Source organism: Kitasatospora sp. GP82 (assembly GCF_029892105.1).
Taxonomy (GTDB): Bacteria; Actinomycetota; Actinomycetes; order Streptomycetales; family Streptomycetaceae; genus Kitasatospora.
The window spans coordinates 14,581-40,488 of the sequence record NZ_JARZAJ010000031.1; the positions used below are offsets into that span (position 1 = coordinate 14,581).

Below are 25,908 nucleotides of genomic sequence, written 5' to 3' on the forward strand. Positions count from 1 at the left end.
CCTGCCCGATCGCGCTGAGTTCCCGTTACCCCTGAAACCTCTCTCATGCCCCCGGAGGGGTCACATCATGGCCTGCTCGGTGCGGTCGGCGGAGCGGGCGTCGGGCTGGGCGGAGAGGTAGGCGCCGCCGCAGGCGGTGAGGCGGAGGGCGGTGTCGATCAGCGGCACGTGGCTGAACGCCTGGGGGAAGTTGCCGACCTGCCGCTTGGCCCTCGGGTCCCACTCCTCGGCGAGCAGCCCGAGGTCGTTGCGCAGCCCGAGCAGCCGGTCGAACAGCTCGCGGGCCTCGGTGACCCGGCCGATCATCGCCAGGTCGTCGGCGAGCCAGAACGAGCAGGCGAGGAACGCCCCTTCGTGCCCGGAGAGCCCGTCCACGTTTTCGACGTGCTGTCCCTGGGACGCGTCGTGGGTGGGGTACCGCAGCACGAAGCCGTCCTCGGTGGACAGCTCGCGCTGGATCGCCTCGATGGTGCCGATCACCCGCTTGTCGTCGGCCGGCAGGAAGCCCATCTGCGGGATCAGCAGCAGTGAGGCGTCCAGTTCCTGCCCGCCGTAGTACTGGGTGAAGGTGTTGCGGTCCGGGTCGTAGCCCTTCTCGCAGACGTCCGCGTGGATCCGGTCGCGCAGCTCGCGCCAGCGCTCCAGCGGGCTCTCGCCCTGGAACTCGGTGGGGGACTGCTCCAGCGTCTTGATGGTGCGGTCGACCGCGACCCAGGCCATCACCTTGGAGTGGACGAAGTGGCGGCGAGGTCCGCGGACCTCCCAGATGCCCTCGTCCGGTGCGGTCCAGTGCTTCTCCAGGTAGCTGATCAGCTTGAGCTGGAGGTGGTGGGCGTGGTCGTTGCGGACCAGGCCGGTCATATGGGCCAGGTGCAGGGCCTCGATCACCTCGCCGTAGACGTCGAGTTGGAGCTGTCCGGCCGCGCCGTTGCCGACCCGGACGGGGAGGGAGCCCTCGTAGCCGGGCAGCCAGTCCAGTTCGGACTCGGTGAGCTCGCGCTCGCCCGCGATGCCGTACATGATCTGCAGGTTCTCCGGGTCGCCGGCGACCGCGCGCAGCAGCCACTCGCGCCAGGCGCGGGCCTCCTCGCGGTAGCCGGTGCGCAGCAGGGAGGAGAGGGTGATCGCGGCGTCGCGCAGCCAGGTGTAGCGGTAGTCCCAGTTGCGCTCGCCGCCGATGTCCTCGGGCAGTGAGGTGGTGGGGGCGGCGACGATGCCGCCGGTGGGGGCGTAGGTGAGGGCCTTGAGGGTGATCAGCGAGCGGACCACCGGCTCCCGGTAGGGGCCCTGGTAGGTGCACTGGGCGACCCAGTCGAGCCAGAACTCCTCGGTGGCCGTCAGCATCGCCTCGGCGTCGGGTGCGACGGGGGCGGGCAGGTGGCTGGCCTGCCAGGTGAGGGCGAATGCGATCCGCTCCCCGGCGGTGACTGTGAAGTCCGCGTAGGTGGTGAGGTCGCGTCCGTAGGTCTGCGCCTCGCCGTCCAGCCAGACCGAGTCGGGTCCGGCGACGGCGACGGTGCGGTGGCCGCCGTCGGGCTGCTCGACCCGGTGCACCCAGGGCACCACCCGGCCGTAGCTGAACCGCATCCGCAGGGCCGAGCGCATCCGGACCCGGCCGGAGACGCCCTCGACGATCCGGATGATCTGCGGCACGGCCTCCCGTCCTGCGAGCGGGCGGGGCGGCATGAAGTCGATCACCCGGACAGTGCCGCCCTGGGCGTCCCACTCCTGTTCCAGGATCAGTGAGTCGCCCAGGTAGCGGCGGCGGTCGGCGGGCACGGCCGGGGCGGCGGCGCTCGGCGGGGGTACCCGGATCTCACTCGAATCGGTGAACGGCGGACGCCAGGGCGATGTGGCGGCGGGGGTGACGGTGTCGTCCACGGCTTCGGCCGGACCGATCCGCCAGAACCCGTGTTCATCGGTGCCCAGGAGTCCGGCGAAGACGGCCGGCGAGTCGAATCTGGGGAGGCAGAGCCAGTCCACAGCCCCGTCCCTGCTGACCAGGGCGGCGGTCTGCATGTCCCCGATGAGTGCGTAGTCCTCGATACGGCCGGCCACGTGATTCTCCAGTTCGCAATTTGGGCGGCGGCATCAGACGGCTGGGAGCAGGCGGTCTGCGGGGCCGGAATCCGGGCCGGGCGGCCCTCGGCGCCTCCCGCCGTGTGTGCGGGGAGGGCCGTGGGTGCTTGGCGGGTCCCTTGGTCGGGTCCCTGGCCTGGACGAGTGAACTGGTACGGGAGGTGTCCGGTCGCGCATCGGGGACCAAGAGGTGTCGTCCTGACCCCCTCGCCCTCCGCGTGCTCTGCTGTCGGCGATGCGTCCGTGCAGGATACGTCGGTGGAACGGCGCGCGGCACGTGCAGAGCGCCGCGTTCGGGCGCAGTCACGCCCAGGACCGGCAAAGTGGTCCGACTGGAGCATCCGGAGGGACCCGGACGAACCATCCGGAGGTGATCCTTCCGGGCCTCCGCGAGGAGTCCGGACCACCCTGTCCGGGTGGCTGGAAGAGGCCCGTCCCGGTGGCGTGCGGGAGCCGCACGGCAGCCGGAAGGACGCCGGACGGGCACGCCGGAACGGCCGGGAACGCGTCCGGCGCAGCTCGCTGATACCCTGGTATCCCGTGGACTGGTGGGATCAACCACTCCGGATCCGCCGACCCGACGACCCCGTCGGAGCGCCCTTCGGGCTCTTCGGCCGAGTGCGAACTCCTCGTCGGCGCGGACGAACCGGGTACCCCTCCACCGGAGTCACCTTCGACACGCGACCCACGGGAGCCCCCTCTTGGCACAGCCCCATTCCGGCAAGGCAGCGAACGGCCGCGCCGTGACGACCAAGCACCTCTTCGTCACCGGGGGTGTCGCCTCTTCACTCGGCAAGGGCCTCACCGCCTCAAGCCTCGGTGCCCTGCTCAAGGCGCGCGGTCTGCGCGTGACGATGCAGAAGCTCGACCCGTACCTCAACGTGGACCCGGGCACCATGAACCCGTTCCAGCACGGCGAGGTCTTCGTCACCGACGACGGCGCCGAGACCGACCTCGACATCGGTCACTACGAGCGCTTCCTCGACACCAACCTGCACGGCTCGGCGAACGTCACCACTGGCCAGGTGTACTCGACGGTCATCGCCAAGGAGCGCCGCGGCGAGTACCTGGGCGACACCGTCCAGGTCATCCCGCACATCACCAACGAGATCAAGTCCCGGATCCGCCGGATGGCGACCGAGGACGTCGATGTCGTCATCACCGAGGTCGGCGGCACCGTCGGCGACATCGAGTCACTGCCGTTCCTGGAGGCCGTCCGCCAGGTCCGCCACGAGGTCGGCCGGGACAACGTCTTCTTCGTGCACGTCTCCCTGCTGCCGTACATCGGCCCCTCGGGCGAGCTGAAGACCAAGCCGACCCAGCACTCGGTCGCCGCGCTGCGCAACATCGGCATCCAGCCGGACGCCATCGTGCTGCGCGCCGACCGCGAGGTCCCGCAGGCCATCAAGCGCAAGATCTCGCTGATGTGCGACGTGGACGAGGAGGCCGTGGTCGCGGCGATCGACGCCAAGTCGATCTACGACATCCCCAAGGTGCTGCACGGCGAGGGCCTGGACGCGTACGTCGTGCGCCGCCTCGACCTGCCGTTCCGCGACGTGGACTGGACCACCTGGGACGACCTGCTGCGCCGGGTCCACGAGCCGCAGCACATCGTCAAGGTCGCCCTGGTCGGCAAGTACATCGACCTGCCCGATGCGTACCTGTCGGTGACCGAGGCGCTGCGCGCCGGCGGTTTCGCCAACAACGCCCGCGTCGAGATCAAGTGGGTCACCTCCGACGACTGCCTGACCCCCGAGGGCGCGCAGGAGCAGCTCGGCGATGTGGACGCGATCTGCATCCCCGGAGGCTTCGGCGACCGCGGTGTCGACGGCAAGGTCGCCGCGATCACCTACGGCCGTGAGAACAAGATCCCGCTGCTGGGTCTGTGCCTGGGTCTGCAGTGCGTGGTCATCGAGGCCGCCCGCAACCTGGCCGGGCTGCCGGAGGCCAACTCCACCGAGTTCGACTCCGCCGCCAAGTACCCGGTCATTTCCACGATGGCCGAGCAGCTGGCCATCGTGGACGGCAAGGGCGACCTGGGCGGCACCATGCGCCTGGGCCTCTACCCGGCCAAGCTGGCCGAGGGCTCGATCGTCCGCGAGGTGTACGGCGGCGAGCAGTACGTCGAGGAGCGCCACCGCCACCGCTACGAGGTCAACAACGCCTACCGCGCCGACCTGGAGAAGACCGGCCTGCAGTTCTCGGGCCTGTCCCCGAAGGGTGACCTGGTCGAGTACGTCGAGTACCCGCGCGAGGTACACCCCTACCTGGTCGCCACCCAGGCGCACCCGGAGCTGAAGTCCCGCCCGACCCGCCCGCACCCGCTGTTCGCGGGTCTGGTGGCGGCGGCCATCAAGATCAAGACCAGCGCAGAGTAGGACCCTGCCCAGGGGTTTTGGTCTGTTGTTCGACGGACGGCGGTCGTGCGGATCTTCGCACGGCCGCCGTTTGGCATAGGTTGGGGCCGAGCGACTAGGGGAGAGAGATGACGGACATTCAGCAGATCAGGGACGCGGCGGAGGACTGGCCGGTCCGCGAGTCCTCGGTGCCGTTCCAGGGGCGGGTCACCGGCGTGCGCACCGAGGAGGTGCTGATGCCCGACGGCAGCTACGCCCGCCGCGACTACCAGACGCACCCCGGCTCGGTCTCCGTCCTCGCCCTCGACGACCAGCAGCGGGTGCTGATCCTGCGCCAGTACCGGCACCCCGTGCGCCAGCGGCTCTGGGAGCTCCCGGCTGGGCTGCTCGACATCCCCGGGGAGAACCCGCTGCACGCCGCCCAGCGCGAACTCTACGAGGAGGCGCACTGCAAGGCGGGGGAGTGGCGGGTTCTCGTCGACTTCTACACCTCGCCCGGCGGGACCGACGAGGCTCTGCGGCTCTTCCTGGCGACCGACCTCGCCGAGGCGGAGGGCGAGCGCTACGAGGCGCACGGCGAGGAACTGGAGATCGAGACCGCCCGGGTCCCGGTGGAGGAGCTGGTCGGCCTGATCCTCGCCGGTGAGCTGCACAACCCGACGCTGATCACCGGCACGCTGGCCCTGCACGCGGCCCTCACCGGTCCAGGTCTCGACTCGCTCCGTCCCGGCGAGAGCCCGTGGCCGGCCCGGCCGTTCCGGGAGAGCTGAACGCTCTCCGGGCGCGCGCACGGTTCCGGCGGGGAGTTTGATCCACCGGGGTGACTTGCCGGTTGGTACTACCGGTGTCACCCCTGGTAGGTCGTACGGTCGAACTACGCTTCGCGAACGGGCCCGACCACGGGCCTGTGCCGGCTCGGACGTGCGTGCAGGGGGCAGGGCCGAACCGGGGCTCGGCTGGGGCTGGTCGGCTGGTCAGGAGTGACGCAGGTGGCGAGGAAGACCGCGACGATGGACGCACGGCCCGCCGAGCACGGCGTGAAGGACCGGCTGCCCGCAGGACCGGCGCTCTTCACCGGCCGGCGCTCCGAACTCGCGGCGCTCGCCGCTGCCGCCGCCCGCCCGGTGCGGGGCCGCTCCCCGGTCGTCGTCCTGGCCGGGCGGCCGGGCTCCGGGCGCACCACGCTCGCCGTGCGATTCGTCCGCTCGGTCGCCCAGGACTACCCCGACGGTGTCCTGTTCACCCGGCTCTCCGCCCCGGACGGCAGCCGTGTCCCGCCCGGCCAGGTCGCCCGGCGACTGCTGGAACAGCTCGGGCCCGTCCCGGACGCGGTGCTGGTACCCGGCAGCGGGGACGGTGCGGACGACCCGGCCTGCGGTGCGCTGCGCAAGGCCCAGGCGGGCAGGCGACTGCTCTTCCTGCTGGACGACGTGCGTGACGCCGGGCAGCTGTGGCCCCTGCTCGCCGACGAACCCGGCTGTCTGCTGGTCGCCACCACTGCCGGGCCGCTCACCGGGATCGAGGACATCGACCCGGTGATCCTCGGCGGTCTCGACCAGTCCTCGGCGGGCGACCTGCTCAGCGGCCTCGTCGGCGGTACCCGGATCAGCTGCGACCCGGTCGGCGCGGCCGACCTGGCCGAGGCGTGCGGTGCCCGCCCGGCGGCCCTGCGGCTGATGGCCGGCTGGCTGCGCACCAACCCGAAGGCCGCCGTGACCGAGGCCGCCCGGGTGCTGGCGGCGGCGGGTCCGGCGCTCGGCACGGGCACGGTGGCCGGTGGGGGGATTCCGGCCGGGCAGGGAGGTGCCGGGGCCGACGGCCGTACGGGCCAGGGAGAGGTCGCGGCGCCGGACCAGGTGGGTGCGCCGGCCGAGGGTGAGGGGCGCGGCACGCCCCGCCGGGGAGCTCCTGCGGGGCGGATCGGCCTGCCGGGCCGCGCCGGGGGTGGGCTCTCACGGCAGGGAGCGGAGCAGCAGACGGGCCCGGCGCAGGGCCGCTCGAGTGCCGGTGCTGCCGAGGCGGTGCGGCGGGGTGTCGGCGAGGGTGCCGGCGGAGCCGACGGCCGGCAGCGCACGGGCACCGGTCTCTCGGTGCAGGACACCGGGCAGCAGGGGGCAGGGCGGATCCACGGCCAGGCGCGTGCGGGTGCCGGCGGAGCCCGTACGGACCGCAGCTCCGCGGGTGCGGGGGGCGAGGCCGGCAGAGCGGCGGCGCGGGTCAACGGCCAGCGTTCGAGCGCCGAGCGGTCCGACGGCGTCGGCGCGCAGTCCGCCGCGGGGGAGCGGACGACGGTGCCGGGGAAGCAGCGGGGGGCGCAGGACGCGGAGGCCGCCGCGCAGGGGCCGGTACCCGTGCCGGACACCGATCCGCTCAGCGCCGCGTTCACCCTGCTCTACCGTTCGCTGCCCGCCGCCCAGGCGCGGATGCTGCGGATGCTCACCCTTGCCCCGGCCCAGCTCGCCGATCTGCGGACCGCCTCCGCGCTGATCGGCTGCCCGGCGCCGGAGGCGGAGGCCATCCTGCGGCAGCTGGCCGAGCGCGAGCTGCTGGACGAGGAGCCGCCCGCCGTCGACGGCACGCCGCGCTACCGGGTCCCCGGACGGCTGTTTGTGCGACTGGTCCGGCTGCGCGACACCGTCGACCGGCCGTCCGAGGTGCAGTTGGCCCGGGCCAGGATGCTGGAGCGGCTGGTCCGGCTGGTGGACTCGGCCCGGTTGCTGATGGATCCCGCCGCCCCTGCGGTGACCGATCCGCTCCCGGGCGCGATCCGGCTGCGGACCGCCGCACAGGCCGCCGACTGGCTGCTCGGCGAGCGGGAGCTGCTGTTCGGCGCGGTGGCGGAGGCGATCGGCCAGGCCGACCTGGACGGTTCGGCGGGCAGGCTGGTCACCGCGCTGCTGCGCGCGCTGCCGCTCACCGGTGCCGCCGCCCCGGCCGACCTCTACCAACTGCACGGCCTGGTACTGAAGGTGGCCGAGCGCGGCGGCGCCACCCGCCGGGCGGCCGCCGCGCTGCTCAACCTGGGCGGTCTTCAGGCCGCCGCCGGGCGCTGGGAGCAGGCCGCCGCCCGCTACCGCGCCGCCCTGGACCACGCCAGGACCGCCGCCGACGAACCCGCCTGCGCCCGCGCGCTGGAGGGCGTCGGCGAGTGCCACCGGGCGCTCGGCGATCCGGTGCGGGCAGCGGACTGGTACGGCCGGGCCCTCGCGCTGCGCCGGAGCCTGGGGGACCGCCCGGCGGAGGCCCGGCTGCTGGCCAGGACGGCCGAGGCCCATGCCGGGCAGCGCCGGTTCGAGGAGGCCGATCGCGAGTACCGGGCCGCACTGGCGCTGCTGCGGCGCCTCGGCGACGAGCGCGGCCGGACGGTGGTGGCGGGGGCCCTGGATTCGTTGCGGCAACAGGCCGGAGACGGGTGGGATCGCCCTTCCCGGGAGTAATGTCGTATATGGGTGGTTGATCCCCCTTGGTGGCGTGATCCCCGCCGCAAGCCTACGAAAGTGCCAATGTAACGGACTGATTTATTCAGTTTGGAAGGCTGGCGGATTCGCTGGGCTTCATTACACTCGACAGCAGTCGCGCAGCGAAGTGTGCCTCGGTGTCTTCCGATGGTCTCCCCCCATGCGCGCCGCCCGCCGGTCTTCTCCGGTAGGGACCCCCATGGCAAGAGGACGTGTTTAGCCGTGAAGGTCGGCATCCCCCGCGAGGTCAAGAACCACGAGTACCGCGTGGCCATCACGCCCGCCGGCGTGCATGAGCTGGTCCGCAACGGACACGAGGTCGTCATCGAGGACAACGCCGGTGTCGGCTCCTCGATCTCCAACGAGGAGTACGTGGCCGCCGGTGCCACCATCCTCCCCACCGCCGACGAGGTGTGGGCCGCCGCTGACCTGCTGCTGAAGGTCAAGGAGCCCATTGCCGAGGAGTACCACCGCCTCCGCAAGGGGCAGACCCTCTTCACCTACCTGCACCTCGCCGCCGACCGCGCCGGCACCGACGCGCTGCTCGCGTCCGGCACCACCGCGATCGCGTACGAGACCGTGCAGCTCGCCAACGGCGCCCTGCCGCTGCTCGCCCCGATGTCCGAGGTGGCCGGTCGCCTGGCCCCGCAGGTCGGCTCGTACCACCTGATGCGTCCGGCCGGCGGCCGTGGCACCCTCCCCGGTGGCGTGCCCGGCACCCACCCGGCGAAGTGCGTGGTCATCGGCGGTGGCGTCTCCGGCTGGCACGCCGCCACCATCGCCATCGGCATGGGCTACGAGGTGACCCTGCTCGACCGCGACATCAACAAGCTGCGTGAGGCCGACCGTATCTTCGGTACGAAGATCAAGGCCATCGCCTCCAACGCCTACGAGCTGGAGAACGCCGTCCTGGAGGCCGACCTGGTCATCGGTGCGGTGCTGATCCCGGGCGCCAAGGCCCCGAAGCTGGTCACCAACGAGCTGGTCTCCCGGATGAAGCCGGGCTCCGTGCTCGTCGACATCGCCATCGACCAGGGCGGCTGCTTCGAGGACTCCCGTGCGACCACGCACGCCGAGCCGACCTTCCAGGTCCACAACTCGGTCTTCTACTGCGTGGCCAACATGCCGGGCGCCGTCCCGAACACCTCCACCTACGCGCTGACCAACGCGACGCTGCCGTACGTCGTCGAGCTGGCCAACCGCGGTTGGAAGGAGGCGCTGCGCCGCGACGCCGCGCTGGCCAAGGGTCTGAACGTCCACGAGGGCCAGATCACCTACGCCGCCGTCGCCGAGGCCTTCGGCCTGGAGTCCATCTCCCTGGACACCGTGCTCGCCTGACCTCGCATCAGCTGAACGGGCCGCCCTCCGGGGCAGCCCCGCGCCCCCGACCCGCTCCCCTCGGGCCGGGGGCTTCAGCATGCCTGGAACCTGCGGTGAAGGTCGGGTGGCGTGGCGATGTCAATTCATGTGCGACACGTCACCCGCCCTGTGCGGCAGGGAGGGCGACCCGCCCGGCGGGGCGTGACGGCGTCCGCAGAAACGATAGGGTCATCGGCCCTCTCAGCCCTTGACAGCGACCGGTCCGACGGCCGACACATCCTGCCCACTACCGTGGATTGTGTTGCTGCGAACGCCGCAGACGGCCTAGAGTCGCAAACCGTCGGCATGCTGCCACGCTGACGAATCGACATAGAGTCCTGGATGCCCAAGGAGGTAAGACGACTTGTGAATGAGTCGACATTTGCTCCCGGGGGTGGTCAGCCAGGACTGGCGGAGCACGCCGCCGGACAGTCGAACGAGGACCTCGCGGCCCGGCAGGCCACCGTGGGATCGGTAGAGGTCGGCTCGGTCGCGGTCCGCACTTTCGAGGCACGCCAGACCTCCGGCGTCACCGGCGCCACCACCGTCGCCGACTACGAAGCCGACCTGGCCGCCCACGGCCTGGTCTACGGCGATTTCGCCTACGGCTCCTACGACGACCCGGACGCCGAGTACGAACCCGACCCGGAGTACGCCGCCACCTTGGCCCCTGACGCAGCACGCCAACGCCGTGAGCGGATCGGCCCCACCGGCCGTCCGCAGCCCTACTTCCCGATCCCCGCGCCGCTCGCCGAACACGGCCCCGCGCAGATCATCGCGATGTGCAACCAGAAGGGCGGCGTCGGCAAGACGACGTCCACCATCAACCTGGGCGCCGCACTCGCCGAGTACGGCCGCCGGGTGCTGCTGGTCGACTTCGACCCGCAGGGCGCGCTCTCCGTCGGACTGGGCGTCAACCCGATGGAACTCGACGTCACGGTCTACAACCTGCTCATGGAGCGGGGCCTGACGGCCGATGAGGTGCTGCTGAAGACCGCCATCCCCGGTATGGACCTGCTGCCCTCCAACATCGACCTCTCCGCCGCCGAGGTGCAGCTGGTCAGCGAGGTCGCGCGAGAGTCCGCGCTGGCACGGGCGTTGAAGCCGCTGCTGCCCGACTACGACTACGTCATCATCGACTGCCAGCCCTCACTGGGCCTGCTGACGGTCAATGCCCTGACGGCGGCTCACAGCGTGATCGTCCCGCTGGAGTGCGAGTTCTTCGCACTGCGCGGTGTCGCGCTGCTCACCGAGACCATCGAGAAGGTCTGCGAGCGGCTCAACCCCGAGCTGCGCCTGGACGGCATCCTGGCCACCATGTACGACTCGCGCACCGTGCACAGCCGCGAGGTGCTGGCCCGGGTGGTCGAGGCGTTCGGCGAGCACGTCTTCCACACCGTGATCGGCCGGACCGTGCGCTTCCCGGAGACCACCGTCGCCGGTGAGCCGATCACCACGTACGCCACCAACTCGGTCGGCGCCGCCGCCTACCGTCAGCTCGCCAGGGAGGTGCTCGACCGGTGCCGCCCCGCCGAGTGAGTCTCCCGGGTGCCGACGAGCTCTTCCGGACCACGGGCGGGATGGCGCTCTCGCCCTCCCTCGCGAGGCCGGCCGAGGCGCCCAGACCGGAGACCGCCCGCGCGGCCGAGCCCGGCACCGGGGCAGGGTCGGCGGACGTCCCTCGGGAGGCGCCCACCGCCCGCCCCGAGCAGTCACAGCCCACCGCCGGGAACACGGCGGCAATCCCCCAGCCGACGGGCGGGCGGTACCCGCAGCCCGGCGCGGCCGAGGAGCAGCCGGGGGAGGCCGCCGCCCGGCGGGGCCGCCCCCGTGGCCGGGGCACCCGCCGGCCCACCGGACGCGAGCGGCACGACGAGAAGATCACCGTGTACGTCTCCGCCGAGGAGCTCATGGACCTGGAGCACGCCCGCCTGGTCCTGCGCGGCGAGCACGGGCTGGCCGTGGACCGCGGCAGGGTGGTCCGGGAGGCGATCTCGGTCGTCCTGGCCGACCTGGAGCAGCGCGGCGAGGCGAGCATCCTGGTGCGGCGCCTGCGCGGCCGCTGAGGCCGCGGCGTCGTACGGCCGGGCCCGGCGGGCACTTCCGCGGATGCGGGCCGTGCGCTGTCCGGGTGCGCGGGGCTCCGGGACGGCGCACGGCCGAGCAGGTGCACTGCGTGTCGGAGCCCCTCGGGCGGGGTGAGCGGACGGTACGGGTGAAGATGGACCGTCATGCCGACCACCGTTGAACCCCCCGGGATCGCCCGAGCGCCCGCAGGGACCGCAGAGCCGGCCGCCGGGGCCGCCGGCGCGCGTACGGGTTTTCTGGTGCGGCTGGACAACTTCGAGGGTCCGTTCGACCTGCTGCTCAGCCTGATCGCCAAGCACCGGCTCGATGTCACCGAGGTGGCGCTCTCCAGGGTCACGGACGAGTTCGTCGCCCACATCCGGGCCATGGGCCCCGACTGGGACCTGGACGCGGCGACCGAGTTCCTGGTGGTCGCGGCCACCCTGCTGGATCTCAAGGCGGCCCGGCTGCTGCCCGCCGCCGAGGTGGAGGACGAAGAGGACCTCGCCCTGCTGGAGGCCCGGGACCTGCTCTTCGCCCGGCTGCTCCAGTACCGCGCGTACAAGCGGGTGGCCGCCGTTCTGGGCGAGCGCTGGGAGTCGGAGCTGCGGCAGCGGGCGCGCGGGGTCGGCCTGGAGCCGCACCATGCCGAGCTGCTGCCCGAGGTGGTCATCGGAATCGGTCCCGAGCGGTTCGCGCAACTGGCGGCGAGGGCGATGGCGCCCAGGCCGAAGCCGGTGGTGTACGTGGACCACATCCACACCCCGTCGGTGAGCGTGCGCGAGCAGGCGGGGGTGATCGTCGACCGGCTGACCGCGCTCGGGTGGGCCACCTTCGACCAGCTGGTGGCGGACACCGACGACGCCCTGGTCGTGGTGGCCCGCTTCCTGGCGCTGCTGGAGCTCTACCGGGAGAAGGCCCTGGACTTCGAGCAGCCCGAGGCGCTCGGCGAGCTGCTGGTGCGGTGGGTGGCCGGGACGGACCGGCCGATCGAGGTCACGGACGAGTTCGACCGTCCGCCGGGGGCGCAGTCGGACGGGCAGCGGACTGCGGAGGAGGGCAAGGCGTCATGACGGAGCAGCCGGACGGCCCCGGACACCCGAAGCCGCCCAGGCGGGCCCTGGGCGTCCCCGGGCAGGCGCGGGCGCAGGAGTGGCTGGAGCCAGCCTACGAGCCGCGGGAGCCCGCCTGTGGCCCTGCTGGGCCCCCTGTGGGGGCGTCCGCCGGGGGCGAGGAGCCGTGGGAGGCCGACGGGCCCCGGCCGGCCGTCCGGGAGGAGACCCGGGAGCAGCCCGAGCCGGAGACCGGGGACGGTGTGCCGCTGCGGGCGGCGCTGGAGGCGATCCTGCTGGTGGTGGAGGAGCCGGCCACCGAGGCACACCTCGCCGACGTGCTGGAGCGCCCGCGCGCCGAGGTGGCCGCCGCGCTGCACGAGCTGTCCGCCGAGTACGCGGCCCAGGGCCGGGGTTTCGACCTGAGGTCGGTGGCCGGAGGCTGGCGGTTCTACACGAGGGCGGAGTGCGCGCCCGCCGTGGAGCGCTACGTCCTGGACGGCCGTCAGTCCCGGCTCACCCAGGCCGCACTGGAGACGCTGGCGGTCGTCGCATACCGGCAACCGGTGTCGCGAAGCCGGGTCTCCGCGGTACGCGGTGTGAACTGTGACGGCGTGATGCGTACTCTGGTACAGCGAGGACTGGTGGAAGAGACCGGGTCCGAGCCCGAAACAGGTGCGATCCTGTATCGGACGACGAACTACTTCCTTGAACGGATGGGGCTGCGCGGCCTGTACGAGCTGCCGGAGCTGGCACCATTCCTGCCCGAGGTCGACGACGTGGAAGCGGAGTCCCTCGAAGGCACGATGATCGCAGAGGCGGTCGCCGCGGCACGTGCGGCGGGCGAAGGCGGCGAGGCCGGTCGGGAGCAGTGAGGTCGGCCGAAACGACTTGCACTCCCGAAGACAGAGACGACGTACGGACTTTTTGATGCGTAGCAGTGGCAACGGCAGGAACAGCAGCGGCGGTGGCGGGAGCCAGGGCCGCGGCGGACAGGGCGGGGGCCGGGGCGGCTCGTACGGCGGCTCCCGGGGCGGTTCGTCCTACGGTGGCGGTGGCGGGAGCCAGGGCCGCGGCGGACAGGGCGGCGGACAGGGCGGCGGCGGGCGGGGTGGCTCGTCCCCCTCGCGCGGCGGCTCGTCCCCCTCGCGCGGCGGCTCGTCCGACTCGCGTGGTGGCGGCTACGGCCGCGACGGCGGCTCGTACGGCGGTGGCGGCTCGTCCTTCGGTCGTGACGACCGCAGGCAGGGCGGCGGCGGCTCGTACGGTCGCGACGACCGTCGGCAGGGTGGCGGCTCGTCCTTCGGTCGTGATGACCGCAGGCAGGGCGGCGGCGGCTCGTACGGCCGCGACGACCGCAGGCAGGGTGGCGGCTCCGGCGGTGGCCGGGACCGTGACCGTCAGCCGCGCCCGGAGGAGCGCAGGTACGACCGGCCCGAGTACGGCGGTGGCCCCAACGCCACGCCCGGCCGCAGCAGCTTCTCCTCCCGGCGCCCCTCGCCGGCCCCCCGGCCGCGCCGTGAGGGTCAGGGCGCCCCGGGTGACCCGCGCCGTCAGCCGCAGCGCTCGCGCGAGCTGCAGGCCCGGATCGAGGACGCGGTGCTGGCCCGGCACGACAAGCCGGCCGTGAAGCTCCCCAAGACCTTCGGCGAGCCCGAGGGCGAGCGTCTGCAGAAGGTGCTGGCGCGTGCCGGTATCGGCAGCCGCCGCGCCTGCGAGGAGCTGATCGAGCAGGGCCGCGTCCAGGTCAACGGCGTCGTGGTCGGCGAGCAGGGCAAGCGGGTGGACCCGGAGAAGGACGAGATCAAGGTGGACGGCCTGACCGTCGCCACCCAGTCGTACCTGTTCTTCGCGCTCAACAAGCCGGCCGGTGTCGTCTCCACCATGGAGGACCCGGACGGCCGTCAGTGCCTGGGCGACTACGTGACCAACCGGGAGACCCGGCTGTTCCACGTCGGCCGGCTGGACACCGAGACCGAGGGCATCATCCTGCTCACCAACCACGGTGAGCTGGCCCACCGCCTCACCCACCCCCGTTACGGCGTCACCAAGACCTACCTGGCGGCCATCCAGGGCCCGATCCCGCGCGACCTGGGCAAGCAGCTCGCGCAGGGCATCGAGCTGGAGGACGGCTTCGCCCGCGCCGACAGCTTCAAGGTCGTCTCGAACGTCGGCAAGAACTACCTGGTCGAGGTCACCCTGCACGAGGGCCGCAAGCACATCGTCCGCCGGATGCTCGCCGAGGCGGGCTTCCCGGTCGAGAAGCTGGTCCGGACCCACTTCGGTCCGATCGCCCTGGGCGACCAGAAGTCGGGCTGGCTGCGCCGGCTGACCAACCCCGAGGTCGGTCAGCTGATGCGCGAGGTCGGTCTGTAAGGACCTGCGCCGCCGGGTGCCCTACCCGGCAGTAGCACCAGGTGATGAGGGCCTCCCCGCCGATCGGCGGGGAGGCCCTCTGCTGTGCTTCGGGGGTGCCGTGTGAGTCTGGCCGCACCCGGTTCCTCCCGGCTTGTCAGCCCCTTGATCCGTGGCGCACGATTGCCAGCGACTCGCGCCCGGCCGGGTGGCGGGACTGCGCCACCCGGGGGTGAGCCGTGGGGGAAGGAACGTTGTGCTCGACGCATTCGGAGTGCTCGGTCTCGGCCGACCGGACGGACAGCTGTACGCGGCCCTGGTGGCCGCGCCCCAGTCCACCGCCGAGGATCTCGCCGAGCAGTGCAGACTGACCCTTCAGCAGGGCCGGGCGGCCCTGGACCGACTGGCCGAGCAGGGCATGGTGACCCGCGCCCCGGTCGATCGCGAGCGCTACCTGGCGGTCGCCCCCGACGTCGCCATCGGCACCCTGATCGGACACCGCGAGGCCCAGCTGCGTGGCGCCCGCGCCGAGATGCACCGGCTGATGGACGCCTTCCGGGAGGCCAGCCGCTTCACCGACCCCGCCCACTCGGTCGAGGTGCTGACCGGGGGTGAGGCGATCGCCCAGCGGCTGGAGCACCTGGTCGAGACCGCCCAGTACCAGGTCCGCGGCTTCGACTGCCCGCCCTACATCCAGGACCCGGTGGCCAACCTGCCCAGGCAGCGCCGGCGGCTCAAGTCCGGGGTGCGCTTCCGTACGGTCTTCGACAAGGAGGCCGTGGCCTGGCCGGGCCGACTGGAGAAGGAGATCCTGGTCGGCGTCTCGGACGGCGAGGAGTGCAAGGTCCGCCCGACGCTGCCGATGAAGATGATGATGGCCGACGACCGGACGGCGATCATCCCGATCAGCGTCGGCGACGCCGTCCTGGACGCTGCGTACGTGATCCACCCGTCCGCGCTGCTCCAGGCCCTGGACGCGCTCTTCGAGGCGGAGTGGGACCGGGCCGTCCCGCTCCAGGCGGCGATCGGCGCGGGGGCGGAGGGGTCGGGGCCCGAGGAGGACCACCGCAAGCTGCTCGGCCTGCTCGCGGCCGGGCTCACCGACGAGTCGATCGCCCGGTCGCTCGGCTGGAGTGCCCGGACCACCCAGCGGCGGTTGCAGGCGCTGATGCGGCAGCTCGGCGCGACCACCAGGTTCCAGGCCGGGATGGCGGCCCGGGAACGCGGCTGGCTGTAGGCCCCGGGCGCGGAGGGTTCCCCCCGAGGGGCGGAGGGCACTACCCAGGGGCGCGGGGAACTGCGCGAAAACGGAAGGCGCAGACGTTCGGCCGGGCCCGGAGGCCACCTGGCACCTCGCGACCCTTCCGGGGGCGGTGCGGCCTGATCCCGGCGGAGTACCGTGCGGCGGGAGTGCCTTCCGTTTCGCGCAGTTCCTCGCGCCCCCCTGGGGTGTCCGGTTGCGTGGTGGGGGTCAGCTCCAGGGGAGGAGTTTGCTCCAGCGGCCGTCGGGGCCGCGTTCCAGCTTCTCCAGGCCGACCACGGCCGTCCGGTTGAGCCGCCCGTAGATGTGCGGGAAGAGCACCCCCGGGGTCGCGCCGGGCGGTGGTGCGCCGTGCGCGGCCTCCCACTTCACCATCGGCTCGACCAGGCTCTCCTCGATCAGCAGGGCCATCAGCGGCTCCGGCGCGTCCTGGTAGAAGGCGTTGGCGACGGCCAGTGCGGTCTGCTCGTCGGCCGAGCAGTGGATGAAGCCGTCGGTCAGCAGGGAGGCGGTGGCGTACGGCCGACCTGGGTCGCGGAGCCAGTCGTCAAGGGGCGAGAGGTGGTAGATCATGTGTCTTTTTTACCGTATTTGCACCGGAGTTGACGGTTACGGGCGTCGTCGGTCGGCTGCCGTCAGATCCCGGCCACCCTGGCCGCCGCCGAGACCTCGTACACCAGGGTGACGGTCCGTCGGCCGCCCGGTGGCAGGGTCACGTCCCAGCGGACGATGCCCTCGGCGTCCAGCGCGTCCGGCGCGGGGGAGCAGGACTCCTTGCGCAGCCGTACCTCGACCGCCGAGACCTCCGAGACCGGGATCCGCTCGCGCAAGGCGATCCGCTGGTCCTCGTGCTCGTGCGGGCCGGAGAAGCGGGACAGGTGCAGCCGGACCGTGCGGGTCAGCACCGTGCGCTGGGCCAGGGCGGTACTGGCCCTGGTCTCCTCGGTCTCGCGGACCACCCGGTAGCCGTCCGTGCTGCCGAAGGAGAGTTCGGCGAACGCGCCGGGGGCGGTGAAGCCCAGCTCCGCCCGGCCGGTGAAGCCGCTGCCCCGCACCAGGTCCACCGGGCCCGCGAGCAGCGCGTGCCCGGCGTCGTTGCGGAACCTGACCACCTCGGTGACCAGCGGCGAGAGCTCGGGTGCGCAGACGTACTCGCTGCTCGTGGGCACGGTGAAGGCGGTGAGCGGTACCCGGTGCGGGCGGCCGTCGCCGGGTACGGAGGCCGGTCCGGGGGCGCGCAGGGTGCGCACCTCGCCGCCGTCGTCCACACCGGGCAGGACGTCCACGTCCGCCGGTCCGGTGCTGCCGATCTCCTCCTCGCGCAGCTCGACCTCCACCGTGCGACGCTCCTCGGCGGACTTCTCGCGCAGCGACAGCACGTCCTCGACCAGGCGCGGCGGCTCGCCCGCCAGCGCGGACCGGGCGGTGGAGAGGGTGAGCCGGACCTGCGACCAGTCCTCGCCGGTGCGCTGCCAGACCATCGCCTCCGTCTCCAGCAGCAGACTGCCGCCGGTGAGCGTCGCCCGGTACGCCGGGCGCCACAGTGCGCACGGGGCGAGGTGGGAGAGGGTCAGTCCGTGCGGTCCCGGCTCGGTGGCCTCGACCGTCAGCTCCACGTACCCGAGCAGCTCGGCGGGCTCCTCCTCGGCCTCGTCCAGCGCCCGCTGGGCCTGCCGCAGCTCGTCCTCGACAGCACGCAGCCGGGCCCGTACGGTGCGCAGCTGCTCGCCGTACGACTCGCGCTCGGCGTCCACCCGGTCCAGTTCGCGCGTCCAGCGGGCCCGTTCGATCTCGCCGTGGCCCGCGCCCTCGCCGATCTCGCGCAGCAGGTCGGCGGCGAGCTGGGCGAGCAGGGCCAGCCGGGCCTCCAGACGGCTGCGGCGGCCGTCCGCGGTGAGCTGCTCCTGCTCCAGCGCGTGGACGCGGTGGCGCAGCTCGGAGTCGGCCCCGGTGGGCGGGAGCGGGGCGCGCGGGGTCCAGGAACGGAGGATCCGGGCGTCCAGGACCCTGGCCCGAGGTGTCGTCAGTTCGGCGCGCAGGGAGCGGTCGACGGCGAGCGCGGTGATCGGGCCGAGGCGCAGGCGCTGCACGCCCCGGTGCAGGTCGAGGGCGGTGGTGCGCTCGACGAGGGCGCGGTCCTCCAGACAGGTCACGGCCGTGACCGGGAGCGGAAGGACCGGGGAGGTTGTGGCGGGCGGGGTGGTGGTCATGGGTCAGTTCCTCCGGTTTCCGCCGAGGACGGCCTTGCCGGCCGGGATGCGGATCTCGTAGCCGCCGTCCAGCTCGGCCGTGCCGTTGGCGGGCAGCTCCACCCGCCACAGACGGGTGCTCGGCGGGTAGGTGTCCGAGGGGTCGGCGGGTGCCGTCCAGCCGGGCCGTTCCTCGATCCGGATGTCGGCGTCGGCGGTGACCGGGACGCGTTCGCGCACTTCGACGGTGACCGGGTGGCCGAGCCGGTTGGCCAGCTCCACATGGACGCGGTGGTCGAGCACGGTGGTGCCGTTCAGCATGCCGGCCGTGGACTCGCGCAGTTCGGAGCGGCGGGCGACCCGGATACCCTCCGCCACGCCCAGACCGACCCGGCGGGTGCCGCCGGGCGCGAGGGTGGGCAGCGCGGCGGTGAGCAGGAACTCGCCGTCCACGGTCACCTCGACCGGGCCGGCGAGCAGCGGTTCGGCGGTGGGGTTGCCCAGCACCAGGGTGCGGTAGACGGTCTCCTCGACGGAGGGGACGCAGACGTACTCCTGGTGCAGGCTGACCGGGAGCTCCGTGACGGTGACGGTGTGCCAGCCGGGTGCGGACGGGAGGTCCACGGGGGCGGCGGCGTCGTAGCGGTGGTCGAAGGAGCCGGCCGACTCGCGCGGGCGTACCGCGTGCGGTGGCAGTGGCTGCGCGGCGGCCTGCTCCGCGGCGCGCAGGCCGGGGCCGTGGTCGGTGGGAGGGGAGGCCGCGGGGGAGGGGAGCAGCTGGCCACGGCGGGCCGGGGGCTGGTCGGGGCCGTGCAGGGTGAGCGCGGCGTAGTCGAGCCACCGGGCGGCGGGATGGGGGTGCTCGGGCTCGGCGGCCGGGACGGCGGCCGGAGGCGGGGCGGCGGCCATCCGCATGCGCGGGGCCGCTGCGGGCGCGGGTGCGCCGGGTGCGCCGGGTGCGCCAGGTGCACCCGGCGCACCGGGGAAGGCGCCGCCGAGTGCGGGGGCTTGGGGCGCGGCGGCCCCGTACGCGACGGGAGCGGCGGGCTCCCGGGGTTGCGCCCGGACGGCGTAGCCGGGGAGGTCGTCGGGTACGTCGAACGGCCCGCCGGCGGCGGGGGCCAGCGGGCCGCGCGGTGCGGGGGCGGCCTGGACCGCGCCGGTGGCCGGGCCGCCGAAGGTCCGGCTGCGGTGCGGCTGCGGGGGCGGGCCCGCAGCGTCGTATCCGGTGAAGAGGTCGGACAGCCCGGTCGGGGCCGCCCGCCATCCCGAGGGGGCGGGGGCGCTCTGGCGGCGGCCGATCCGGATCGAACGCAGCTGTGGCAGTTCGGTGCGGCGGGCCAGGTCGGCGGTGGAGAGCGCCAGGCGGACGCCCGTCCAGTCCTCGCCGGTGAGCTGGAGGACGGAGGCGCGCAGCACCAGGGCTCCGGCGGCGTCGTCCTGACGGTGGTTCAGCCGGTACGAGGGCACCCAGACCGCGCCGGGCACGCCGTACTCGAGCTCGATCTCCACCTCGCGTTCGGTGCCGCTCCCGGTGAGGGTGAGCGCGGCGACGGCGCTGGTCTCCACCGGGTGGGCGGGCTCGGCGGTGGAGGCCCGGGCGAGCCGTTCGAGGGCGACGGAGAGCGTGTGTTCGGCCCGGCGGACCTCCTCGGCGAGCTCCCGGGCCCGGGTGTGCAGGGTGGCGAGGCGTTCGTCCACGAAGTCCGCCAGCTCCAGCCAGGCATCGGCAGGTGTACGGCGGTGCGGCTCCTCGCCCGTCCGGACGGGCGGGACGGCGCGCAGTGCGGCGATCTCCGCTATCCGGGAGAGCCGGCGGGAGTGCCGCTCGCGGGCTGCGTCCAGTGCGTCCTCGGCCTGTTCGACCTCGCGGCGCAGCCGGGGCAGTTGCTCGGGGCCGCGCAGCTCGGCGACTGTCTCAAGCCGCGCTTCGGTGACCCGCCAGTCGCTCTGCCCGGCCACCTTGGCGCGCAGCGAGGCGCCGTCCAGGGTGCGCGGCAGCCCCGCCAGCCGCACCCGGCCGTCCGGCGGTACGGTGCCGCGGGCCCGGCGCAGGCAGAGCGCGCCGGATGCGTAGACCACGACCGATTCGAGTACCGAGCTCCAGCTCCCTGCCGGGCCCCGTCCCTCATGCCCTGCCGCCTCAGCCGCCACCCCGCCCACCCTTCGTCCGTACCGTCCCCCGGGCGCCCAGTCTGCACCGGTGCTGCCCGGGTGTCAGTGGATTTCGTCCGCGCGCCGTCGAGCGGTGTGGACCCTGGGTCCGTGGTCGGCCGGGCCGCCGGGGCGAAGCGCGCCGTTCGGCGGTGCGCGAGAGCGGGGGGCGAGGATCGGACGGTACCTGCGGTGTTCGGACTCCACATGGCCGCGGGCCCCCGCGGCGGATCACGGGGGCCCGTTCGGCCCGGTACCCGTTGCCGGAGAGGTCACCGGACGTCGGGTCGGCCCAGCGTGCGGTCAGCCGGTCAGCCGGTCAGCCGGTCAGCCGGTCAGCCGGTCAGCCGGTCAGCCGGTCAGCTGTCCTGCTCGGCCGCATCGCGCCGGTCGGCCCTGCGCAGCAGCAGCGCCGTGACGCAGCCGCCGAGCAGGACGGCCGCGGCGCCGACCAGTTGGCTGGTCTCGATCCCGGCGGCGAAGGCGTCCACGACCCCCGCCCGGTCGGCCTCGGTGGGAGCCGCGGCCAGGGCGGCCGGGAGCGAGCCGGCGCCGACGGCGGCCGCCGGCAGCAGTGCGGTGAAGCGGGCGTTCATGACGGCGCCCAGGACGGCGACGCCGAGGCTGCCGCCGACCTCGGCCATGGTGCCGTCCACCCCGGCACCGGCACCGGCCTTGTCGGGCGGGATCGCGCTCATGACCGCTTCCACGATCGCCGGGTTGGCGAGTGCGCAGCCCGCGCCCATCAGTACGAGCCCGAGCAGCAGGACCCCGTAGCCGTCCGAGGTGAAGACGGCGACGACTCCGAAGCCGCCCGCCAGCAGGCCCATCCCTGCGGCGATGGCCGGCGGTGTGCCCAGCCGTCGCAACAGCCGCGCGGAGATCCCGGCGAAGTTGAGGAGGACGACGGTGAGCGCGAACGGCGCCATCCGCAGGCCCGCCTCCAGCGGTGAGTAGCCGCGGACGAACTGCAGCTGCTGGGTGAGCAGGAAGAGCACGCCCGAGCTGCCGAAGGTGATCAGGACCACCCCGGCGACCGCGCCGACGAACCGTCGGTCGCGGAAGAAGTGCAGGTCCAGCATGGGGTGTTGGATCCGGTGCTCCCAGCGGGCGAAGGTGCCGAGGACGAGCGCACCGGCCACGGCCGGGAGCAGTACTCGGGCGGAGCCCCAGCCGTGTTCGGGCCCGGAGATGATCGCGTAGACCACCGCGGCCATGCCGACGGTGGACAGCAGCGCGCCGAGCAGATCGGGCCGCCCGCCGTCCTGGTTCCTCGACTCGGGCACCAGGGCCCGGACCGCGAGCAGGCCGAGCAGCACGACGGGGATGTTGATCAGAAAGAGCGCTCCCCACCAGAAGTGGGCGAGCATCACCCCGCCGATCGGCGGACCCGCCGCGTAGCCGAGGGCGTTCGCGGCGGCCCAGACGCCGATCGCCCTGGACCGCTCCTCGGCGTCGAAGATCTGGATGACGACGGCGAGGGTGGTGGTCAGCAGCAGTGCCCCGCCGACGCCCATGCCCGCCCGCGCGGCGATCAACTGACCCGTGGAGTGGGCGAGTCCGGCCGCCAGCGAGCCGAGGCCGAACAGGGCGAGCCCGACGAGCAGCAGCTTCCTGCGCCCGTAGCGGTCGGCGGCGCTGCCCGAGGCGAGCAGCAGGCCGGCCTGGACGAGGGAGTACGCGTTGATCATCCACTGGATGTCGGCGGTGCCTGCGCCCAACTCCCGGCTGAGGGAGGGGATCGCCACGTTCAGGACGGTGTTGTCGAGCAGCACGGCGAGCTGGGCGAGACAGATCACCGCGAGGATCAGCCACCGGGTGGGGAGCCTGGTCGTGCCCCCCGCCCCGGTGGCGATCCCGGTGGTGACCGTCACGGCTTCGGCTTCGGGGCGAAGCGCGCGACGGGGTTCTTCAGGGTGCCGACCAGCTGGAGGGCGCCGGACGGGTCCGCCAGGTCGACCATCTGCTGGTTGTTGCGCAGTTGCAGCCGGTTGAGGCAGGAGAGCGCGAACTCCTCGGCGAACGGGTCGTACCGGTCGAACTTCTCGGCCAGGTGCGGCACCGAGGCGCGGTAGTCGGACACGCACTCGGCGACCGTCCGCCAGAAGGCATCCTCGTCGAGGACGCCCTCGCTCACCAGGATGGCGTTGAAATACCGGAAGAAGCAGTCGAAGACATCGGTGAAGATCGACAGGAGCTTCATGTGCTCGGGGACCTCCGCCCTGATGCGCCGGACCTCGGGCGGCAGCACCGCGTGCGGGTCCATCACGACGATCTCCTCGGCGATGTCCTTGAAGATCACCCGCTCGACCGTGCCGCCGTCGAGGACCATGACGACGTTCTCGCCGTGCGGCATGAAGGCCAGGTCGTAGGCGTAGAAGCTGTGCAGCAGCGGCGTCAGATAGGCGTCCAGGTAGCGCCGCAGCCACACCTCGGGGGCCAGGCCCGACTGTTCGATCAACGCGGCCGCCAGCGAACGGCCCTCGTGGTCGGTGTGCAGCAGCGAGGCCATGGTGGCCAGGCGCCGTCCCGGCTCCAGGGTGGAAACGGGGCTCTCGCGCCAGAGCGCGGCGAGCATCTTGCGGTACGGGGAGTACCGGCCGGTGGCGGCCTCGTACTGGCGGTGGTGGTAGCCGATGGCGGCCCGCTCGCGGATGATCGACAGACGGCTGGCCCTCAGGACCTCGTCGCCCGCGACGAGGCGGGCGAGCCAGTCGTTGATCGCCGGGGTGGCCTCCATGTAGGCGGCCGAAAGTCCGCGCATGAAGCCCATGTTGAGCACCGACAGGGCCGTCTTCACATAGTGCTTGGACGGCGCGCTGGTGTTGAAGAAGGTACGGATCGACTGCTGCGCCAGGTACTCGTCGTCGCCGGGGCCGAGGCAGACCAGCCGCTGCTGGGCGACCTCGGCGGCGAAGGTCACCGACAGCTTGTTCCACCACTGCCAGGGGTGGACGGGGATGAGGTGGTAGTCGGCGAGGTCGAGGCCGAGCCCGGACAAGGTGTCCGCGAAGCGGCCCAGGACCTGCTCGCCCAGCTCCTGCTGGATCAGGCCGTCGTAGTCGAGGTCGGAGCAGGAGGTGAAGGTGGAGTGCTCGCGCAGGGCGGCCAGCCAGATCAGCCGGACGGGGCTCGCGGCCTCCGGCGCGTACCGGTGGTACTCGTGCACGCCGAAGCCGATCCGGCCGTTGTTGGCGACGAAGCCCGGGTGGCCCTCGGTCATCCCGGTCTCGATCGCCTGGAAGTCGGCCCTGGCGAGCTCGGCGGCCGGGAGCTGCGGCTTGGCGAGCTTGTAGGCGCTGCCGGCCAGGGTGGAGCTGATCTCCTCCAGGTAGACCGGGAGGATCTGCTCGCTCAGCCCCAGTGCCTCGCGCAGCTCGATGCAGAAGTCGATGGCGTCCAGCGGGAGTTCGTCCTCGCCGCGGTGGCGGGTGATGCTGTCGGCGTCGATCTGCCAGTGGTCCAGGGAGAGCAGGCGGGCGGCGAAGCGGTACTCCACCGCGCCGTCGTCGCTGCGCACGGCGTAGCGGCCGTCATTGAGCGGCTCGGGGGTGAGCAGCCGCTCGTGGGAGAACTCGGCGAGCGCCTTGCGGACCAGCAGCCGGTTGGCGCGGGCCCAGTGCTCCGGCGTCAGATGGGCGACGGCTTCGAGCGGGGTCATACGGTCACTCCTCGGACGGCGGCAGCACCGGTGGTATTCACGAACTGCTCGCGGGTGCAGACGCTCAGCAGCGCTTCCTTCTCGGGCTTGGCGATCGGGCCGAGCACCTCGAAGCCGACGGCCGCGTTCAGCGCGTGGACGGCCGTGTTGCGCACATCGGGCTCGACCACGACCCGCCGGACCGCCGGGGCCTCGAAGAGGAAGGCCATCACGGTGGTGATCACGGCCCGGGTGAAACCGTGGCGCGGGGTGTCGGCCGGCGCGCACAGGAAGTGCATGCCGACGTCGCCCTCCTCGGGGTCGTACAGGCCCACGAGCTCGACCCTCGCAGGGTCGTAACGCTCCAACAGGAAGGCGGGGTTGCCGTCGACCGAGCCGATGAAGGCGTCGTGGTGGGGGTGATCGACGATCTTGCGGTACTCGTCGGCGACCTGCGCCACATCGAGGCCCTGCATCATCCAGTACGTCGCCTTGGGGTGGGTCACCCAGCCGTGCAGCAGTCCGGCGTCGGTGGCCGGGTCGAGCGGACGGAGGGCGAACTCGCCGAGCTGCTCGTCGGTACGGGTGAAGACGCTCTCACTCATACGAGCACTCATGCGACCATGCCTTCCGGCGCGCCGAACTCCTGGAAGGCGATGGACTTCTCGACCGGGTAGACCTCGCGGCCGGTCAGCTCGCGGATGATCCAGGAGTTGCGGTAGGGGCCCATGCCCAGGTCGGGCGAGGTGATGCTGTGGGTGTGGGTGCCCGCGTTCTGGAGGAAGATCCCGCGCCCTGTGGTGTCGATGCTGTAGTTGCGGGCGACGTCGAAGCGCCCGTGCCGGTCCCAGCGGATGCGGTCGCGGACCGGCTCCAGGAAGGCAGGGGTCCGGTAGCGGTAGCCGGTGGCCAGCACCAGGCCCTGGGTGCTGAGCGAGAAGTCCCGCTGCTGCTCCGTGTGGTGCAGCCCGAGCGTGTACGTGCCACTGGTCTCGTCGTACGAGGCCTCGGTGAGCGCGGTGTTGGTCATCAGACGGGTGGGGACGGGGCCCTTGATGCTCTTCTGGTAGAGCAGGTCGAAGATGCCGTTGATCAGCTCCGCGTCGATGCCCTTGAACAGGCCCTTCTGCTCGGCCTCCAGCCGGTAGCGGGTGTCCTCGGGCAGGGCGTGGAAGTAGTCCACGTACTCGGGGGAGGTCATCTCCAGGGTGAGCTTGGTGTACTCCAGCGGGAAGAACCGCGGGGACCTGGTCACCCAGTTGAGCCGGTAGCCGTGGACGTCGGTCTCGGCCAGCAGGTCGTAGTAGATCTCGGCCGCGCTCTGGCCGCTGCCGACGACGGTGATGCTCTCCTTGGCCTGGAGGGCCGCCTTGCCCGCCAGATAACCGGAGTTGTGCAGGAAGTCACCGTCCAGGCCGTCACAGGTCTCGGGGAGGTACGGCGGGGTGCCGGTGCCGAGGACCAGGTGCCGGGCGTGGTGCTCGGTGCTCTCGCCGGTCGCAACCTCGACGGCGCGGACGGTGTAGCGGCCCCGGCTCTCGTCGTACTCCACCGAGGTCACCTCGTGGCCGAAGCGGACACTGCGCAGCCTGGCGGCGGCCCAGCGGCAGTACTCGTTGTACTCGCTGCGCACCGGGTAGAACATCTCGCGGATGTAGAACGGGTACAGCCGCCCGGACTCCTTCAGGTAGTTGAGGAAGGAGTAGGGCGAGGTCGGGTCGGCCAGCGTGACCAGGTCGGCCATGAACGGCGTCTGGAGCGTGGCGGATTCGAGCAGCATCCCGGGGTGCCAGTCGAAGTCCGGCTTGCTCTCCAGGAACAGGCCGTCGAGGTCCTCGATCGGATCGGTCAGACAGGCGAGGCCCAGGTTGTAGGGGCCCAGACCGATCGCGATGAAGTCATGGGTGGACATGCGTTCTTCTCCGGTGCAGGGGGTG

18 protein-coding genes are annotated in these 25,908 nt (G+C 72.5%); 10 read left to right on the forward strand and 8 right to left on the reverse strand.

Annotated elements, in window-relative coordinates:
• Nucleotides 1–60 precede the first annotated feature (60 nt).
• The gene (locus tag P3T39_RS27005; RefSeq protein ID WP_280701559.1) at nt 61–2,058 is read right to left on the reverse strand and encodes a glycoside hydrolase family 15 protein; all 1,998 of its coding nucleotides are present in this window, start codon (nt 2,056–2,058) and stop codon (nt 61–63) included.
• A 764-nt stretch (nt 2,059–2,822) separates the two neighbouring features.
• Here P3T39_RS27005 and P3T39_RS27010 point away from each other — a divergent pair.
• From P3T39_RS27010 to P3T39_RS27055, 10 genes are all read left to right on the forward strand, one after another.
• Nucleotides 2,823–4,457: a CTP synthase gene (locus tag P3T39_RS27010; protein WP_280701607.1), complete on the forward strand. Its 1,635-nt coding sequence runs from the start codon at nt 2,823–2,825 to the stop codon at nt 4,455–4,457.
• Nucleotides 4,458–4,564: 107 nt separating this feature from the next.
• A complete protein-coding gene (locus tag P3T39_RS27015) occupies nt 4,565–5,206 on the forward strand; it encodes an NUDIX hydrolase (RefSeq protein ID WP_280701560.1) in 642 nt (213 codons plus the stop codon).
• Nucleotides 5,207–5,425: 219 nt separating this feature from the next.
• Nucleotides 5,426–7,873 carry a tetratricopeptide repeat protein gene (locus P3T39_RS27020; RefSeq protein WP_280701561.1) on the forward strand — a complete coding sequence of 816 codons (2,448 nt, stop codon included), beginning with the start codon at nt 5,426–5,428 and terminating at the stop codon, nt 7,871–7,873.
• A 243-nt stretch (nt 7,874–8,116) separates the two neighbouring features.
• Nucleotides 8,117–9,232: an alanine dehydrogenase gene (gene ald, locus P3T39_RS27025; RefSeq protein WP_280701562.1), complete on the forward strand. Its 1,116-nt coding sequence runs from the start codon at nt 8,117–8,119 to the stop codon at nt 9,230–9,232.
• Nucleotides 9,233–9,619: 387 nt separating this feature from the next.
• Complete coding sequence (locus P3T39_RS27030) at nt 9,620–10,792, forward strand: ParA family protein (RefSeq protein WP_280701563.1); 1,173 nt, start codon at nt 9,620–9,622, stop codon at nt 10,790–10,792.
• Nucleotides 10,789–11,319 (forward strand): hypothetical protein, encoded by a 531-nt coding sequence (locus P3T39_RS27035; protein ID WP_280701564.1) that lies wholly within the window; start codon nt 10,789–10,791, stop codon nt 11,317–11,319. The genes P3T39_RS27030 and P3T39_RS27035 overlap by 4 nt, the downstream gene beginning before the upstream one ends.
• 165 nt (nt 11,320–11,484) lie before the next feature.
• Nucleotides 11,485–12,393 (forward strand): segregation/condensation protein A, encoded by a 909-nt coding sequence (locus P3T39_RS27040; protein WP_280701565.1) that lies wholly within the window; start codon nt 11,485–11,487, stop codon nt 12,391–12,393.
• A gap of 242 nt (nt 12,394–12,635) precedes the next feature.
• The gene (gene scpB / locus P3T39_RS27045) at nt 12,636–13,247 is read left to right on the forward strand and encodes an SMC-Scp complex subunit ScpB (protein ID WP_280701608.1); all 612 of its coding nucleotides are present in this window, start codon (nt 12,636–12,638) and stop codon (nt 13,245–13,247) included.
• Nucleotides 13,248–13,302: 55 nt separating this feature from the next.
• Nucleotides 13,303–14,748 carry a pseudouridine synthase gene (locus P3T39_RS27050; protein ID WP_280701566.1) on the forward strand — a complete coding sequence of 482 codons (1,446 nt, stop codon included), beginning with the start codon at nt 13,303–13,305 and terminating at the stop codon, nt 14,746–14,748.
• Nucleotides 14,749–14,983: 235 nt separating this feature from the next.
• The gene (locus tag P3T39_RS27055; protein ID WP_280701567.1) at nt 14,984–15,964 is read left to right on the forward strand and encodes a helix-turn-helix domain-containing protein; all 981 of its coding nucleotides are present in this window, start codon (nt 14,984–14,986) and stop codon (nt 15,962–15,964) included.
• Nucleotides 15,965–16,198: 234 nt separating this feature from the next.
• Here the strand turns inward: P3T39_RS27055 and P3T39_RS27060 are convergent, their stop codons facing one another.
• From P3T39_RS27060 to P3T39_RS27090, 7 genes are all read right to left on the reverse strand, one after another.
• Nucleotides 16,199–16,561, reverse strand: coding sequence for a DUF952 domain-containing protein (locus tag P3T39_RS27060; protein ID WP_280701568.1), 363 nt, complete (start codon nt 16,559–16,561; stop codon nt 16,199–16,201).
• A gap of 62 nt (nt 16,562–16,623) precedes the next feature.
• On the reverse strand, nt 16,624–18,198 hold the full coding sequence (locus tag P3T39_RS27065) for a mucoidy inhibitor MuiA family protein (protein WP_280701569.1): 1,575 nt from the start codon (nt 18,196–18,198) through the stop codon (nt 16,624–16,626).
• 3 nt (nt 18,199–18,201) lie between these two features.
• Nucleotides 18,202–20,259, reverse strand: a complete 2,058-nt coding sequence (locus P3T39_RS27070) for a DUF4139 domain-containing protein (protein ID WP_280701570.1) — start codon at nt 20,257–20,259, stop codon at nt 18,202–18,204.
• 431 nt (nt 20,260–20,690) lie between these two features.
• Nucleotides 20,691–22,205, reverse strand: a complete 1,515-nt coding sequence (locus P3T39_RS27075; RefSeq protein ID WP_280701571.1) for an MFS transporter — start codon at nt 22,203–22,205, stop codon at nt 20,691–20,693.
• Nucleotides 22,202–23,992 carry an IucA/IucC family siderophore biosynthesis protein gene (locus P3T39_RS27080; RefSeq protein WP_280701572.1) on the reverse strand — a complete coding sequence of 597 codons (1,791 nt, stop codon included), beginning with the start codon at nt 23,990–23,992 and terminating at the stop codon, nt 22,202–22,204. The genes P3T39_RS27075 and P3T39_RS27080 overlap by 4 nt, the downstream gene beginning before the upstream one ends.
• A complete protein-coding gene (locus P3T39_RS27085; RefSeq protein WP_280701573.1) occupies nt 23,989–24,576 on the reverse strand; it encodes a GNAT family N-acetyltransferase in 588 nt (195 codons plus the stop codon). Before P3T39_RS27085 ends, P3T39_RS27080 begins: the two co-directional genes overlap by 4 nt.
• A gap of 8 nt (nt 24,577–24,584) precedes the next feature.
• Complete coding sequence (locus P3T39_RS27090) at nt 24,585–25,883, reverse strand: SidA/IucD/PvdA family monooxygenase (RefSeq protein ID WP_280701574.1); 1,299 nt, start codon at nt 25,881–25,883, stop codon at nt 24,585–24,587.
• Nucleotides 25,884–25,908 lie beyond the last annotated feature (25 nt).